The sequence below is a fragment of the Streptomyces sp. NPDC023481 genome (genome assembly GCF_055560195.1).
In genome coordinates this window covers 593596-607566 of the sequence record NZ_JBVHJE010000003.1, presented here as the reverse complement: position 1 = coordinate 607566, position 13971 = coordinate 593596, and the positions used below count along the sequence as shown (strand labels likewise).

General features: G+C 69.3%; 15 protein-coding genes and 4 pseudogenes. 10 read left to right on the top strand and 9 right to left on the bottom strand.

The window, feature by feature from the left end; translation table 11 throughout:
* Positions 1-304 precede the first annotated feature (304 nt).
* The 3 genes and pseudogenes from ACZ3ZD_RS10270 to ACZ3ZD_RS10260 all read left to right on the top strand — a co-directional run.
* Positions 305-948 (top strand): annotated as a pseudogene (locus ACZ3ZD_RS10270) (IS701 family transposase); the annotation flags it as partial.
* Positions 942-1671, top strand: a pseudogene (locus ACZ3ZD_RS10265) (IS5 family transposase); the annotation flags it as partial. The pseudogenes ACZ3ZD_RS10270 and ACZ3ZD_RS10265, both read left to right, overlap by 7 nt.
* Before the next feature lie 33 nt (positions 1672-1704).
* Positions 1705-1962: a DUF6221 family protein gene (locus ACZ3ZD_RS10260; protein ID WP_467395317.1), complete on the top strand. Its 258-nt coding sequence runs from the start codon at positions 1705-1707 to the stop codon at positions 1960-1962.
* 222 nt (positions 1963-2184) lie between these two features.
* Here ACZ3ZD_RS10260 and ACZ3ZD_RS10255 read toward each other — a convergent pair whose 3' ends face one another.
* Positions 2185-2661, bottom strand: a complete 477-nt coding sequence (locus ACZ3ZD_RS10255) for a glutaredoxin domain-containing protein (protein WP_467395338.1) — start codon at positions 2659-2661, stop codon at positions 2185-2187.
* 138 nt (positions 2662-2799) lie between these two features.
* On the opposite strand from ACZ3ZD_RS10255, the pseudogene ACZ3ZD_RS10250 reads away from it, so the two are divergent.
* Positions 2800-3621, top strand: a pseudogene (locus ACZ3ZD_RS10250) (transposase); the annotation flags it as partial.
* A 120-nt stretch (positions 3622-3741) separates the two neighbouring features.
* On the opposite strand, the gene ACZ3ZD_RS10245 reads toward ACZ3ZD_RS10250, so the two are convergent.
* Positions 3742-4539, bottom strand: a complete 798-nt coding sequence (locus ACZ3ZD_RS10245) for an SDR family oxidoreductase (protein ID WP_467395316.1) — start codon at positions 4537-4539, stop codon at positions 3742-3744.
* Positions 4540-4794: 255 nt separating this feature from the next.
* A complete protein-coding gene (locus ACZ3ZD_RS10240) occupies positions 4795-5448 on the bottom strand; it encodes a CatB-related O-acetyltransferase (RefSeq protein ID WP_467395315.1) in 654 nt (217 codons plus the stop codon).
* 98 nt (positions 5449-5546) lie between these two features.
* Between ACZ3ZD_RS10240 and ACZ3ZD_RS10235 the strand changes: the two genes are divergently transcribed.
* The gene (locus ACZ3ZD_RS10235; protein ID WP_467395314.1) at positions 5547-6173 is read left to right on the top strand and encodes a TetR/AcrR family transcriptional regulator; all 627 of its coding nucleotides are present in this window, start codon (positions 5547-5549) and stop codon (positions 6171-6173) included.
* Positions 6174-6356: 183 nt separating this feature from the next.
* Here the strand turns inward: ACZ3ZD_RS10235 and ACZ3ZD_RS10230 are convergent, their stop codons facing one another.
* From ACZ3ZD_RS10230 to ACZ3ZD_RS10220, 3 genes are all read right to left on the bottom strand, one after another.
* Positions 6357-6563 carry a hypothetical protein gene (locus ACZ3ZD_RS10230; RefSeq protein ID WP_467395313.1) on the bottom strand — a complete coding sequence of 69 codons (207 nt, stop codon included), beginning with the start codon at positions 6561-6563 and terminating at the stop codon, positions 6357-6359.
* 386 nt (positions 6564-6949) lie between these two features.
* Positions 6950-7246 (bottom strand): hypothetical protein, encoded by a 297-nt coding sequence (locus ACZ3ZD_RS10225; RefSeq protein ID WP_467395312.1) that lies wholly within the window; start codon positions 7244-7246, stop codon positions 6950-6952.
* Between the two features lie 93 nt (positions 7247-7339).
* Positions 7340-7837, bottom strand: a complete 498-nt coding sequence (locus ACZ3ZD_RS10220; RefSeq protein WP_467395311.1) for a hypothetical protein — start codon at positions 7835-7837, stop codon at positions 7340-7342.
* An 86-nt stretch (positions 7838-7923) separates the two neighbouring features.
* On the opposite strand from ACZ3ZD_RS10220, the gene ACZ3ZD_RS10215 reads away from it, so the two are divergent.
* The 5 genes and pseudogenes from ACZ3ZD_RS10215 (at position 7924) to ACZ3ZD_RS10195 (ending at position 12123) form a co-directional block, all read left to right on the top strand.
* The gene (locus ACZ3ZD_RS10215) at positions 7924-8424 is read left to right on the top strand and encodes a hypothetical protein (protein ID WP_467395310.1); all 501 of its coding nucleotides are present in this window, start codon (positions 7924-7926) and stop codon (positions 8422-8424) included.
* Between the two features lie 89 nt (positions 8425-8513).
* Positions 8514-10715, top strand: a complete 2202-nt coding sequence (locus ACZ3ZD_RS10210; RefSeq protein WP_467395309.1) for an NB-ARC domain-containing protein — start codon at positions 8514-8516, stop codon at positions 10713-10715.
* Positions 10716-10995: 280 nt separating this feature from the next.
* Positions 10996-11406: a hypothetical protein gene (locus ACZ3ZD_RS10205; RefSeq protein WP_467395308.1), complete on the top strand. Its 411-nt coding sequence runs from the start codon at positions 10996-10998 to the stop codon at positions 11404-11406.
* Between the two features lie 57 nt (positions 11407-11463).
* Positions 11464-11688, top strand: a pseudogene (locus tag ACZ3ZD_RS10200) (Cmx/CmrA family chloramphenicol efflux MFS transporter); the annotation flags it as partial.
* A 147-nt stretch (positions 11689-11835) separates the two neighbouring features.
* Positions 11836-12123, top strand: a complete 288-nt coding sequence (locus ACZ3ZD_RS10195; RefSeq protein ID WP_467395337.1) for a DUF4190 domain-containing protein — start codon at positions 11836-11838, stop codon at positions 12121-12123.
* A gap of 217 nt (positions 12124-12340) precedes the next feature.
* Here the strand turns inward: ACZ3ZD_RS10195 and ACZ3ZD_RS10190 are convergent, their stop codons facing one another.
* From ACZ3ZD_RS10190 to ACZ3ZD_RS10180, 3 genes are all read right to left on the bottom strand, one after another.
* The gene (locus tag ACZ3ZD_RS10190; protein WP_467395307.1) at positions 12341-12586 is read right to left on the bottom strand and encodes a DUF5133 domain-containing protein; all 246 of its coding nucleotides are present in this window, start codon (positions 12584-12586) and stop codon (positions 12341-12343) included.
* 327 nt (positions 12587-12913) lie between these two features.
* Positions 12914-13552 (bottom strand): hypothetical protein, encoded by a 639-nt coding sequence (locus tag ACZ3ZD_RS10185; RefSeq protein ID WP_467395306.1) that lies wholly within the window; start codon positions 13550-13552, stop codon positions 12914-12916.
* Positions 13531-13815 carry a hypothetical protein gene (locus ACZ3ZD_RS10180; protein WP_467395305.1) on the bottom strand — a complete coding sequence of 95 codons (285 nt, stop codon included), beginning with the start codon at positions 13813-13815 and terminating at the stop codon, positions 13531-13533. Before ACZ3ZD_RS10180 ends, ACZ3ZD_RS10185 begins: the two co-directional genes overlap by 22 nt.
* Positions 13816-13971 lie beyond the last annotated feature (156 nt).

Here is a 13971-nt window from a genome sequence, read left to right as displayed (position 1 = left end):
CGTCGCAATCCACACCGAACCGGAAGGCCCTCACCCGTTCAAGATCCCTCAGCCGAGATCTGACTCACCCGTCCACAACCTCCCCGGACAGAACACCTAGTGCTCCAGCAGCGTTCCGCTATCTGGCCTGGTCAGAGGCGTCGTGGGAAGTGTAGTTGGCTGATGGCCGATCAGGGGCGGTCTTGCCGGACCGCCCCTCCAATGGGCGGCATCGAGCACTGTCCGAGCCGTGATCAGGGCAGCTTCCCCGCGTGATCGACGACCTTTCCGACGCGACTGGGACCGTGAACTCGGGGATCTCTTCCTGCGTATCGGCCACCGTTTCGGCCGCGCCGACCTGCGACGCCGCATGCGCGACTACGTCCGCGCCCTGCTCGGCCCAGTCGGCCGCAAAACGGCTGGCAACTGGCCGAACACGCCAGTCACCGCACCCCCGACGGCCTGCCGCGACTACTGAACAAGGCCACCTGGCAAGCCGACGCCGTCCGCGATGACCTGCAGACATACGTCGCCGACACGTTAGGCGAAGACGACGGGGTCCTCATCCTCGACGACACCGGGTTCGTCAAGAAAGGCAACACCCCCGCGGGCGTGCAGCGCCAGTAATCCGGCACCGCCGGCCGCACCGAAGGCTGCCAGATCGGCGTCTTCGTCGCCTACGCCACCTCTCTTGGCCGGGCCCTGGCGGACCGCGAGCTGTATCTGCCCAAGTCCTGGACGGACGACCGCGAACGCTGTCGCGCCGCCAAGATCCCCGATGGGCGGGCCTCCGCCACCAAACCAGAGCTGGCCAGAGCAATGGTGCTCCGCGCACTCGCCTCGCCGCTGCCGAGCGGCTGGGTGACCGCGGATGCCGCCTACGGCCAGGAATGGCGCTTTCGCCGGACGCTGGAAGAAGCCGCAGTCGGCTACGTGCTCGCCGTCCCAGAGTCCCAGCGAATACCTGCTCGCCCTGGCGGGACCTGCCGGACGAGCTCGGCTCGTTCCAGATGGCTCACAAATGCCTGGTCAGGTGGGCCGTGGACGGCACCTGGGAACGCATCCTTGCCGCTGTCCTGGCAGCGGCCGACGACGCTGACGACATCGGCTGAACCGTCTCGGTCGACTCCATTGTCTGCCGGGCTCACCAGCACGCCGCCGGAGCCAGAAAAGAGGGGCGCCAGGCCGGGCCGAACCTGACGACCATGCCCTCGGACGTTCCCGCGGCGGCCTGAGCACGAAAGTCCACCTCGCCAGCGACAGCCGTGCACTGCCCCTGGTCCTCCGCGTCACCGCAGGCCAGGCGGGCGACGCTCCGGCCTTCGAGACGGTCATGGCAGGCATCCGTGTTCCGCGAAGCGGCCCGGACGACCGAGAAACCGACCCGATACCGTCCTGGCGGACCGGGCGTATTCATCCCGTGCGATCCGCAACCATCTCCGGCGACGCGGGCTCCGTGCGGTCATCCCTCAGCCGTCCGACCAGGTCGGCCACCGGCTACGCCGGGGCCGCGACGGAGGCCGCCGCCCGCCGGCTTTCGATGCTGAGGCATACAAGCAGCGCAACGCCGTCGAGCGGTGCATCAAGCGGCTGAAGCAGTGGCGCGGCCTGGCCCTGCGAACGGACAAGCTTGCCATCGCCTACCAGGCCGGCCTCCACCTCGCGGCCATCCTCATCTGGACAGCTGCTTGACGGCCGAAGCGCCTTGCCCGCAAAGATGACCACATGGACGATCTGTTGAAGTTCCTCGTCGCACGCGTCATGGACGACAACCACGCCTATGCCTACGTGGCCGACACTCTGGGCGGCGAGGCTCTTCTCGACAGCCATCTCCCCATGCTCGACCTGACCGAGCAACTGGCGCACGACTACAAGGCCATGGACCCCTCGGACGCCCGCTCGGCCGGCCTGGCATACGCCCTTCGAGTCCTTGCCCAGTCATACGCCGAGCACCCTGCCTACCGCCAGGAATGGCGCCCATAGCCCTCCAAGGAGACAAGCCCTAGCTCCTGGGGTTCTTGTCGTTGGAACACCACAGGCTCCGTCTGTACGTGCAACGCTCCGACCGGCCGGGCGTCATCGGCGTCGACATTCGCCTCACCACTCCCTACACGGCGTTGATCAGCTCTCTACCGAGCCTTGTCGAAGAAGACCAGTACCGACACCCGTCTTCCGACGACCCGCCACGCGCCCGGAGCCCGCGCCTCAGCTGAGCTTGTTCTTCAACCTCGGCTTCGTTTCCGACCACGCGGGGCGCGAGAGTTGCTCGCGCACCCATGCGGGATCGGGGTTGGTGTGTGGCTGGCCCGCCACAATGACAGTTGGCACAGTCTCGTTGCCGTCGTTGGCTGTCCTCACCACTGCTGCTGCAGCCGGGTCACGCCAGATGTCGACCCAGTGCATCTGGCGGGCGCGACGGCCCAGCCGGATACGCAGTCGAAGGCAGTACTTGCAGCCCGGCCGCCAGAAGACGACCGGCTGGCCGTCGACCGCGCTGCGGTGCTGTGCCTCCAGCACGCCGATTGACCTCGGGAAGATCAGAGGCGAGTTAACGCCTGCGAGCAGCACAAAGACCAGCAGGAGGACGGCGGCTGTGCCTGGGGTCCCGCTGACGATCAGCCCAGCCGCAAGGGCTGAGCCGCAGAGCACGAGCAGCATCGGCAAGATCCAAGCGCGCATCATGAGGAGGAAGGCTATCGATGAGTCGAAACGGGCCTCGCACTTGGGCCACTCACCTGGGCGTTCGCCGGACGGTGGGGCGACCTTCGTCTGATCATGTGCTCCGACCAAGGTTGCACCGATCGAGACGAAGCCCGTGAAGTGAGTCTGCTGCCTGACACCGGTGCCGGGAAGGCGTTCGCGCAAGCGTCACGCTTTCGAAAGGCCCTATCGACTGCCTGACCGCGCGGGGACGAGTTGTTCGACCTCGTCGACCTCACGTTGGTGGCCGAGCACGGGCGCGGGCACAGCGCGATGTACGAGGCGCTGAACCACGGGAAGGTGGACGTGCCCCGGCTGCGGCAGGTGCTGGCCGGTCTGCCGATGCCACGGGCCGCCGACGGGCGCTTGGTCTTGGCGGTGGACGTCAGCAACTGGCTCCGCCCCGACGCGCCGACCAGCGCGGACCGCCATGTCTATGGCAGCAGCGGGTGGTCCTCGGACCAGGTCATTTCCAGCTGGCCGTATCTTTCGTCGCCGCCCTGGAATCGGGCCGGAGGCCCTGGTGCCAGCTCCTGGACGCCGTCCGTCTCGGACCCGAGGACGATGTTGCCGAGGACACCGCCGCCCAACTCCGCTGCGCGGTCACGGGCCTGATCGAGATGGGCGACTGGCACTTCGGTGACCGCGACATCCTCATCGTCTTCGACGTCGGCTACGACGACCCGCGCATGGCCCACCTTCTCGACGGCCTCCCGGTCGAGGTAATGGGACGGGTGCGCTCCGACCGCATCATGCGACGGCCCACGCCCTCACTCAAGGAGTACGCCCTGGCCTACCCCAGGGTGGCCGACCACCGAAGCACGGCAAGGAGTTCCACTTCGCCAGGCCGGACACCTGGGCGAGCCGGACGCGGCAACGACGCAGGTCACCGACCGGTACGGCACCCCACGCGCAGTGGTCTGGGACCGCATCCACCCCCGCCCGCCGCCGTCCTGCTTGCATCGACATCACCGTCGCCGTCAAATGGCAGCGAGCCGCCGGAGACTGGGCAGCCTGCACAGCCGGCGCCGCCAGCCGCCCGTGAGCCATTGCCATGCGCCGCTAACCCATGCCGCCGTTGCTCTGGAGAAGCTGGGCGTTGATCCATCCGCCCTCTGCAGAGCAGAGGAATGTGACGAGATTCGCGCAATCCTGCGGCACACCGAGGCGTCCCAGGGGGGTGAAGCGGATGACGTCCGCCTTCTGCTCTTCGGTCATCCACCCAGTGTCGGTCGGTCCGGGATTGATCGCGTTGCAGGTCACTCCCAGGTGGGCGAGCTCACGGGCAGCGGCCAGCGTGATCCGGTCCATCGCTCCCTTGCTTACCCCATAAGGCAGGTTGCCGGCGGTGTGGTCGCTGGTCAGGCTGACGATCCGACCACTGCCGTGCTGTCCGCGGAACCGCAGCCCATACTCCCGGATCAGCAGCCAGGTTGCCCGGGCATTGACGGCGAAGTGCAGGTCGAAACTCTCCACCGTGGTGTCCAACAAGCCGGAGTCGACCGACTCGCAATGGCAGAGCACCAGCGCGGTCACGTTTCCCAGTTCGCGCTCGACACTGTCGAAGAGCTGAGTCGGAACCGCCGGGTCGCTCAGGTCCGCCTCGACCGCAAGCGTTCTCGCCCCACGGGACGCCCCCTTCTTCCGCAGCTCTTCGGGCGCCCCCGGCTCCATGCCCCACTGCATACGCGCGTCATACGGAGTCCAGTACGTGAAGGCCACGTCCCACCCGGCCCGGGCCAGATTCAATACCACGGACGCCGCGATCCCTGCCGAACGTCCCGCCCCCGTGACCAAGGCAAGCGGGCGCCGCGCCTCTCCCACGTCCTGCCGGCTCCCGGCACGCGTCTCACCAGTCATGACCTTCATCCTGGCGAGCTGCCCTTCACGTGGCACCTGACTTCCCCGGGCCCTGCCATGCCCACACCCCTTTGGGCGCGCAGACCCAGCCACCACAAGGCACACAAGGCACAGATCAGACAGGCATTCAGGCAGTTCCCATGCCCGGCTCGGATGGGGATGCCGACCCTCGCGATATGAGTGCGGCGACGGGACAGGTGTGATCACTCGCATCTGGCGCGGGACGGGTGGGGGCGGTGTGGGGAGGAGGCGGTGTCAGGGCTGGTCGAACTGCGCGGCGGCCTCCTCCAGGTCGGCGACGGTCCCCGACATGATCGTCCGCACGTGCCTGGTGATGTGCTGCACGGGCCAGTCCCACCACGCCACGGCGAGGATCCGGGCGATGTCCGCGGCGTCGTAGCGGGTGCGGATGAGCCGAGCCGGGTTGCCCCCGACGATGCCGTAGTCGGGGACGTCGCCGGTGACCACGGCGCCGGCGGCGATGATCGCGCCGTGACCGATTCGTACACCGGGCATGACCGTGGCGCCGTGGCCGAACCACACGTCGTTGCCGACGACCGTGTCGCCCCGGCTGGGCAGGTCGGTGATCAGGTCGAAGTGCTCCGCCCAGGAACCACCCATGGTGGGGAAGGGGAAGGTGGACGGACCGTCCATGCGGTGGTTGGCGCCGTTCATGATGAACCGGGTGCCCGTCCCCAGCGCGCAGTACTTGCCGATGACGAGCCGCTCGGGGCCGTAGTGGTAGAGAACGTTGCGCGTCTCGAACGCGGTCGGGTCGTCCGGATCGTCGTAGTAAGTGAAGTCACCGACCTCGATCAGCGGCGACTTCACCAAGGGCTTGAGCAGGACCACGCGCGGGTGCTCGGGCATCGGGTGGAGCTCAGTGGGGTCAGCGGGAACGGGCGGCATCGCGGAGGCGGTTCCTCTCCAGTGGACTTAGAGCGACAACTGTCGCGTTAAGATGCTGGCACGGCCCGCCGTCTTGATCAACCGGATACTGATTGCCGATGAGAGACTCACTGGACACGACGTCGGACCGCCGTCCGGGCGGTCGCACCGCCCGCGTCCGCGCCCAGGTCCTCGACGCGGTGCGCGCCGAACTCGCTGAAGGCGGTCATGAAGGGCTCACGATGGAGGGCGTCGCGGCGCGGGCCGGGGTGCACCGCGCCACGGTCTACCGGCGGTGGCGTGATGTCGGCGGCCTGCTCGTCGACGTCATCAACGCCGCGGGCGAGATCGACTGGCAGCCGCCGGACACCGGCTCCCTGCGCGGCGATCTGACGGCCCTCAACGAAGAAATCCAGGAATCCCTGGTCCTGCAGCCGTCGCTCGCCGTCGCCCTGATGGCCGCCTCGTTCCACTCCGAACAGGCCGCGCAGGCTCAGACGCAGCTGTGGGCGGACCGGTACGCCCAGTGCGAGATCCTCGTCGAGCGCGCCATCGAGCGCGGTGAACTCCCCGCACAGCACACGGACGCGCGGAGCCTGCTGATCGCCGCCACGGCGCCGCTCTACCACCAGCTGGTGCTCCTGCGTACCGATCCAGACCCGCAACTCCCGGAACGGGCCGCGGAGGCGGCAGTCCTGGCGGCTACCGCGGGTGCCTTCTCCGTCCGTCGGCAAGAGAGCGGGTGATGGAGGAGACAGGGTGCGAACGCAAGCGCAATCAAGAGCGGGACAAGACCTGGATCACGGTCCAGTAGTCCAACAACCTGGACGCGAACCCGGGTGGGTGCTGCTCTTGGGAGCGGGGCCGTCTGTCGGGGCGAGCCGCTGCCGGATGCCAGTGCTGAGCCGGGCGAGGATGACGGTGGAGAACTACTCGCGGGCGCCGGGGATGAGGCGACCGCCGACGGTGGCGGGTCCGTCGCAGATGACGGTGATGCTGGCCGTGCGCACCACGTACAGAAAAGCCTCGTGGGCGGCGATGGCCGGGGACCGCTGCGGGTCGTCCTTCTGCCGGAACGTCTCCCAGGAGCGGGCGAGGTACCGCGGGGTGGTGTCGGCCCGGTCAATCACGACCATCAGGCGCGGCACACCGTCGAGGTCGCCGTCGAGGGCGATGCGACGCTCCCCGCTCGCAGCCGAGGCCGACCGAGGCGTCGTGGATGCCGGCGACGTTGCCGCGGTCCTGACCCGTGCTACGAAGAGGCGAAGTGAGCCGCCCCGAGTTTCGTAGAGTCCGGTGGCCTTGTGTCGGGCAGACTGCGGCTGTCGCCACCAGTCGCCTTCGCACGCGCCGGATGTCGCGGAGAACCCCGGGGACGCGGCGGCGCACACTCTGCGGGTGTGCTCAGGAGCTGACGCCGATGCTGAGCGGGTTCGACCACATCACCGACTCCTGGCCCGCCGTGGTCGGTTCTGTGGTCGGGGCGGCCGGTGCGGTGGTCGGGCCCGTGGTCGCGCCTGCCTCAGGGTGTGTCCCCGGAGTAGTAGAGGCGGCAGCTCACACCCGGGCCGGGCGTGCGGGGTTCGCCGGGGCGCGGGTCGTACAGGGCGCGGCCGCCGGGCCACCGCGACAGCTCGGTGGGCAGGGCCACGCCGTCGTCGACTTCCTCGGTCCGCCACCCGTGGATGTCCAGCAGGAGGCCGTCCAGCGGGCCGCCGACCAGTTCGGCGTAGGTTCGGTGTGGGAGCGGGCCGGGGTGGGGGTCGTCGTGCTCCGCGCCGTAGACCCGGCCGTTCAGCAGCTGCTCATCTCCGTTCATCTGGCCAGCGTCGCAGCCGCCACCGACAACGCGGGCTTGCCCAGGTCCGCCTTGGGCAAGCCCCACGTGGTCGGAGGCCGCGGCTTAGCCGGGTCAGGTACAGAAGGGGGAGCGCCGGCCGCCGGACTTGTGCGTGGCGGCCTGTTCCTCTGCCTCCTGGCGCAGGCGCTCCTGCTCCTGGCGTTCACGTTCGTCGGCTTCGGCCTGCGTTTGTGCTGCGCCGGCCCGGTCCTGGCAGTCCTCGCACGGGTGCGGGCTCGGGGGGCGCTTGCTCCACTCTTGGGTGTAGCCGATCGCCTCCCACCGGGCGTCGGTGAACTTCTGCCTGCAGCTCTTGCGTACCGGCCGCCGCGCCTCGCGCTGCGCGGCTTCCCGTTCCTCACGGGGCCGTTCCTCTTCCCGGGCGGCCTGGTGGCGGCGGGCGAGGTAGGCGTCCCGGCGGGCATTGCCGATCGCGTCCAGCAGTGGCTGGCGGTGGTCGCAGCCGTGGCGGTGGCGGTGGGGCGTGGCTATGCAGGCGAGTAACGTCGCGCGTGCCGTGTCGTACTGCCTGACAGCGGTTGCCTCGGCCGACGGGGCCCGGTTGCGCATCGGTGCGGTCCGGTCCGTGCAATTCCTTCGTGCAGAAACCACCCGAGGTCGGGGTGCGTGTCGAGCTAAGATCAACGACGTCTTGGATGATCAGCACGGAAGGGGGATGGCGCGTGCTGCCTGAGGCTTTGACGGTGCTGGCGGCCTCCGGGGGAACCGCGGTGGTCCAAGCCGCCGGTACGGATGCCTGGGAGGGGTTCCGTCGGCGGGTGGCTGTGTGGTTCGGACGCGGGGATGCCGAGCGGGAGTCCGGTGAACTGGCGCGTCTGGACCAGACCGCGGCTGACCTGGCCCCGGAGGACGGCGTATCGGCCGAGCGGATCCGCATCCGTCAGGAGGCACTGTGGCAGGCCCGGTTCGAGGGCCTTCTGGAGGGCCTCGCGCAGGACGAACGTGACCGTGCGGTCGCGGAGTTGCAGTCGCTGCTGAACGCAGACCGCACGTCCGGAGCCGTGGTCGGGGACGGCGGACTGGCCGTCGGCCGGGACCTCAACGTCAGCGCCGACAATGGCTCGGTCGCCGCAGGGCTGATCAACGGAGGTGTTCACCTGAGCCCCCCTCCACCGCCGGTTTCGTCCCAGGGCTGAGCGAACCGGCCGACGATCCCAGCCCGCGCCCGTCCTCCGCTTCCTCGACCGCGTCAACACCGCACGTCGTCCAGGCCAGCCACCACGGCGTGGCCGTCGGGCACGCCGACCACTTCTCGTACTACGGCAATGCCCGTCCTCCTGCGTCCTGGCCGCTTCTCGTGGGTGTCGTTCCAGCTGCGGCGCGCTGCTTTCAGCCACGCCGAGAACTCGACGAGCGAACGGGGCTCAGGAGGCAGGCGAACACCGGGGACGCGTCGGACGCCGTGCGCTGCACCGTGCTCGTCGGCACCGCGGGTGTCGGCAAGACACAGCAGGCCGCCCGGATCGCGCGCGCGGCCTGGCGGGATGAGCAGGTCGACCTGCTCGTGTGGGTCACAGCCACCGACCGCGACGCAGTCGTCGCCGCATACGCCCGCGCCCTGGCCGAGATCACCGGGACCGACACGCCCATCGGCTCGGGCACGGCGGCAGCCGAACACGCGGCGCAGGCGTTCCTCGCCTGGCTGCGGCCGGGCACGGAGGGTGCGCGGCGCCGCTGGCTGATCGTCCTTGACCATGTGGCCGACCCCGATGATCTGCGGGGTTTGTGGCCACCCGATCACCCGAGCGGCCAGCTCCTGGTCACCACACGGCGCCGAGACGTCGCGCAGCCAGGGCTGAACCGCCTGGTGGTCCCCATGGCGGAATTCAGGCCCGGTGAGGCGACGGCCTACCTCTCGGAGGTGCTGGCCGAGTACGGGCATCCGGGCGCTGCGGCCGATGAACTCGCGGCCCTCGCAAGGACGCTGGGATGTCTTCCGCTGGCCCTGTCGCAGGCTGCTGCACAACTGGCCGACACGGGGCTGGGCTTGGCGGCGTACGTCCGCCTGCTGGAGGAGTACGACCTGCTCGGTGGGCCAGGCGAGTGGGGCGAGGTTCGTCCCCGCCGTGGGCAGCCTCTCGCCGAACTCGTCCCCGGACCCGGCGCGTTTCCCGACGGCCAGAACACGGCCGTGACCGAGGCATGGCGGTCGTCGCTGGAGCAGGCCGACCGGATGCCCTCTGGCGACCTGGCCGGTCCCCTGCTGGAGCTGGCTTCCCTGCTGCCTGCCGAGGGGATACCCGAATCCGTGTTCATCAACTCCGCCGCCACGGAGTACCTCCAGGAGCACCGCACCACTGCCGCGCCCGGCCAGACGCTTCGGGCGGACGAGGTGCACAGTGCGCTTCGCCTGATGGACCGCCTGGGGATCATCGACTGCACACCAGGCGACCCGTATCGCGCGGTGCGTGTACACCCGGTGCTCCAGTGCGCGACGCGCGAGGCACTGTCCGCCGGCCGGATACGCAACCTCGCCTGGAAAGTCGCGTCGGCACTGGTGAAGGCAGCCGACGCTCAGCGAGAGGTTCCCGGTTTCGCCCCGGTACTCGTCGACGCCGTCGAGGTCCTCCGCGGGCACGCCGACCCGGCCCTCTGGTCGGGCATGCCCTACTCCAGACCCGAGGAGTTCTCCGGCCTGTCGGGCAACGGCCCGGGCCCGACCGACCATGAGCTGCTCTACCGCGTCGGTGAGGTGCTGGGGACAACCGGTCAGGCGCAGGCAGCCGTCGCCTACTTCGAGCGGCTGGCCGACGCGGCCCTTCACCACCAGGGCCCCTACTCTCCGGGCCTCGAGTTCGCCCGCCTCCGTCAGGCCCACTGGCAGGGCGAGTCCGGCGATGCAGCCGGGGCTGTGGCGCGGTACGAAGCCATCCTCGACCAGCAGAGCCGCTTCTTCGGACCTCACCACAAACGCACCCTCGACACCCGGGCCGCCCTGGGTCGCTGGCGCGGCGCCGCGGGTGACGCGGCCGGTGCGGTGGCCGCGTACACAGAACTCCTGTCCTTGCTGCAGCGGCACTCGTTCCCGGACTCCACCGCTGTCCTTGACACCCGAGCGGAACTCGCGCGCTGGCAGGGTGAGTCGGGAGACGCGTACGGAGCAGCGACGGCCTGCGAAGCACTCCTGGCCGATCTGATCCGCGTACTGGGCCAGCACGGCGGGCTCCGGCATCCGCAGGAGACACCTACGGGGCCCTACCGGAGTGGCCTGGAAGACCTGACCGCGCTCTCCAACTGGTTGAAGGTGTTCGACGCCCACCACAGCCACGCTCACTGGCGCGGCCGTGCCGGAGACGCCGCTGGGGCCGCGACCTCCCTCACGTATCTTTTGAACCAGCAGATGCAGATACTCGGCCCCTCTCATCCCCGAATCCTGGCCACCCGTGAAGAACTGGCCTACTGGGAGGAACGCGCCCGGATCCGGTGAGCCTGCCGTCAACGGCCATCGCTTGTCACGGCTGCCGTCAGCCTGCCGGCTGGGGAGCGCCAGCAGGGAATGGCCGTTTTCAAGGCTGTGTCCGCAGTTCCGTGAACCACAGCGCCTGTGCGTCAGCAGAGACAGATGCGCCGATCGCCCAGTCTCCCGGCGTAGGGCATGCTGATGCGGTGAGTGATCCCAACAAGCATGGCTGGAATGGCTGAACAGCCTGGACGTGCCACGGAAGGCTGCTGCTGAGTGGCTGCGTGCCCAGTTCAGCGCCCTCGGCGTGACCGATCCTGTCGACCTGATCAAGTCGGAGGTCATGGAAGACCTTCCGCAGCTCGCGCGATTCGTGCTGCTGCGGAGCCTGTGGCACGGTGCGATCAACGGCTGGACCGAGCCGGGGTCGCTCGATCAACTGCCCGCCGCGCAACGCCTCCTTGCTGCCGGCTCGGACAGGGAGGATCTTGTTCGCCTTGTCCGAGCCGTTGCCTATGAGGCGGTGTTTGCGACGCTCGACGAGCTGGACGCCGGCGGCGATGTGAACGTGTCGGGTGTGGAGGCCGGCTGGGTGGTTATGGAGTCGGGCGAAGATGGCGCTCCGACTGGGCGGCCCTTGTCCGGCCTGCATGAAGACCTCCTGACAATGGATCCCAGCGGGCGCGACGGAGCTGACCTCTGGCGATGCGGGCAGTAATCGGGCGGTTGATGCAGGTCACGACTGCGTGAGGATGCGGGTCCGGAGGAGTTCGACGTACTGCTGTCGGGCACCACGGTGGCCACCATCGCCGCAGTCCCCGCGGGCACGGCGCTCGCCACCCTGCTCGGCTGGCCCACGTTCTGGGCCGTCGCCGCGCTCTGCCTGCCCGCAGCCATCGGCATCCTCACCGTCTTCCCCGCGCGCCCCGCGGGGGCGGAGGAGAGCGACGGACCCACGTGGCGAGCAGAGCTCGCCCAGCTCAAACGTCCGCGGCTGCTGCGGGACAGCCCCTGCGCGCTCCGTCGCTTCCCCACGCTTTCCCTGGGCATGACATACAACGTTTCACGCCGGGCAGACGGGTGGTCAACAGACAACCAAAGAGGGCTAAAGGTCGTTGAGCCCGATCGTTATCAGCCGGGAGCAACCATGACAAGTTATGGCGGGTCTTCTTCCGCGCCCACTCGTTCACGTACCAACGGGCTGGCGGTCGCCGGTCTGTGCTGCGGCATCGTCGGACTGTTCGTACTGAACATCATCCTGGGCCCGCTGGCCGTCGTGTTCGGCGCCGTCGGGCTGCGCCAGTCGGCTGCCAAGGGCGGGGCGGGCATGGCGAAAGCCGGCATCGTGCTCGGCATAGTCGACGTCGTCTTGTGGCTCGTACTCCTCGCCGTCGCTGCCAACAACGGCGGCTTCAGCTGGCACGTGGGCGGCTGACCGGTCTGCAGTGCCCCCACGAGTGCGGCCCGCTGCAGCGGCGGGCCGCACTCGGCTGCCTGCAGTGCTTTCAATCTCCGCTGCTGATGCTGCGCTACACCACCGGGTTCGACGCGCCCCTCGTCGTTTCCGTGCGCCAGGGTGAGGGCTCGAACGATGCCGGTCCGGTGACCCGCACGCTCCACCTCGACCCCGGCACCAGTGCGGAGGCCTGTCGTCAGGCAGCCAGAGTCTGCGTTGCCTTGGCAGCCGCGGTACGGTCCGCCCGCAGCCGATCCAGTAGGGCGTCAGCAGCGATGAGCGCCTGGTCCACCGACTGGGAGCCGGTCATGACGCACAACGTGTAAGAGGCGTCTTCCAGCTCGCGGCTGGAGTGACCGGTGGGCTGCACGTCATGGCGAAAGCGGGCGTCGGCGAAGCGAGCCAGTACCGCACGTAGTTCCTTCTCCGCAGGCAGCAACAAAGCGACAACCTTCCCGAAAGGCGGGCCGGTTCGCAGGGCCCGCGACGTCCGTGAGCGCGCTCTCACGGACGGCTGCAGCCGAAGCGGAGGATACGCACTCCGAAGAGCCGTCTGCCCCGGCCTGATCACCGCATGCACACTTTCTGTCGCACGCTGCCGCGGCGTCCCGCACGGCGGGTCCGGGCCTCGGACCGTCCGCGCATGCGCCGTAGCTACGGATACACCTTCGACGTTCGTCTGCGGGCTGGTCCCCGTACCCGCGTGCGGCCCGGACGTTATGGACGGCGCCGGCAGGGGCTTCGCCTGTCTGGCTCACGCACCGCCCTCTCACCGCTCCGGGTGGTGCAGGTCCAGTGCGTCGCCGACTCTGGTGATCGACGCATGCACTCGTCGCGCGGCGGAGACACGCACGCGTTCGCCGGGGAGCGGGACGAGGAGCACCATGGGGCCTGCCACCTCTCGTGTGGAGAGCGTCGATGCCTGCGGGGAAGCCGGTGAGAAGTGCTCGACTTCGAGGAGGTCCGCGTGACTGCTCATCAGCAGCTCACAGACCTTCACCACTTCACCTTCGTCGGCGGGGGCTCGCCCCGTGTGGACCAGGGACTCGGACTCGGCAGCCACGGACATCGGTGCCCCGGCGAGCACCTCGTCGAGGGCGGAAGGGTCCGTGATGTCCACGCCGACGATGCCACCGCTGAGGTGGTCCGGGCGTTGCCAAGCACCGTCCTCGTCTCGCAGGGAGTAGTACAGCTCTTCGGCCACGTGGCCGACGTTCCTGCGGTGCACGAGGAGGACGAAGCCCAGGTCGCCGCTGATCCAGACGTCGGCGACGGCCGGAGCGTCCGGGGGAATGGCCAGGTGGTTCGCTGCTGCCCCGGCGATGGTCGGGCGCCCGTGCTGGACGACAATGCGGGTGGCGGCCTCCCCCTCGGTGGTGGCGTGACCTAGGTGAGCCTGGCGAGACACAGCGGGCTGGCCGCGGCCATCCGGCTGCGCCTTCCGCCCGATGTGGTGGCCCCGCCGTACTGCCGCAGTCCGCCCCAGCGGAACCGGCCCGGCTGGTCGCCGAAGCCCTCGCCGCAGCCGCCGCCACCGCCACCGCCACCGCCGGAGCGGATGGTCCCGGGCGCGCCCCCGTCGAGGACGAGGGCCGTACCCCCGACCTCACCCAGTCGGCCACCACCATGACGCCTCAGTTCGCTGCCCTGCGGAACTGGTTGCGGAACCACTTCACCGCGCACCCGTGAGGCAGGTGGGCACGAGCCGGGGCTGCGCGGGCCCACGCTGCCGTGGGCCCCTTCCCGTGCCGGTGCATGGCAGTCGTCGGCCTGCGCGGGCGTGGGCGCGTGCCTCGCGACGTCGACGCAGGTACGGGCGGCTGTTGC

Bases quoted from the DNA above. Each gene is read 5' to 3' on its own strand.
- ACZ3ZD_RS10260 (WP_467395317.1), top strand. From the start codon at position 1,705: ATGGACGATCTGTTGAAGTTCCTCGTCGCACGCGTCATGGACGACAAC.
- ACZ3ZD_RS10255 (WP_467395338.1), bottom strand. From the start codon at position 2,661: ATGATGCGCGCTTGGATCTTGCCGATGCTGCTCGTGCTCTGCGGCTCA.
- ACZ3ZD_RS10245 (WP_467395316.1), bottom strand. From the start codon at position 4,539: ATGACTGGTGAGACGCGTGCCGGGAGCCGGCAGGACGTGGGAGAGGCG.
- ACZ3ZD_RS10240 (WP_467395315.1), bottom strand. From the start codon at position 5,448: ATGCCGCCCGTTCCCGCTGACCCCACTGAGCTCCACCCGATGCCCGAG.
- ACZ3ZD_RS10235 (WP_467395314.1), top strand. From the start codon at position 5,547: ATGAGAGACTCACTGGACACGACGTCGGACCGCCGTCCGGGCGGTCGC.
- ACZ3ZD_RS10230 (WP_467395313.1), bottom strand. From the start codon at position 6,563: ATGGTCGTGATTGACCGGGCCGACACCACCCCGCGGTACCTCGCCCGC.
- ACZ3ZD_RS10225 (WP_467395312.1), bottom strand. From the start codon at position 7,246: ATGAACGGAGATGAGCAGCTGCTGAACGGCCGGGTCTACGGCGCGGAG.
- ACZ3ZD_RS10220 (WP_467395311.1), bottom strand. From the start codon at position 7,837: ATGCGCAACCGGGCCCCGTCGGCCGAGGCAACCGCTGTCAGGCAGTAC.
- ACZ3ZD_RS10215 (WP_467395310.1), top strand. From the start codon at position 7,924: ATGATCAGCACGGAAGGGGGATGGCGCGTGCTGCCTGAGGCTTTGACG.
- ACZ3ZD_RS10195 (WP_467395337.1), top strand. From the start codon at position 11,836: ATGACAAGTTATGGCGGGTCTTCTTCCGCGCCCACTCGTTCACGTACC.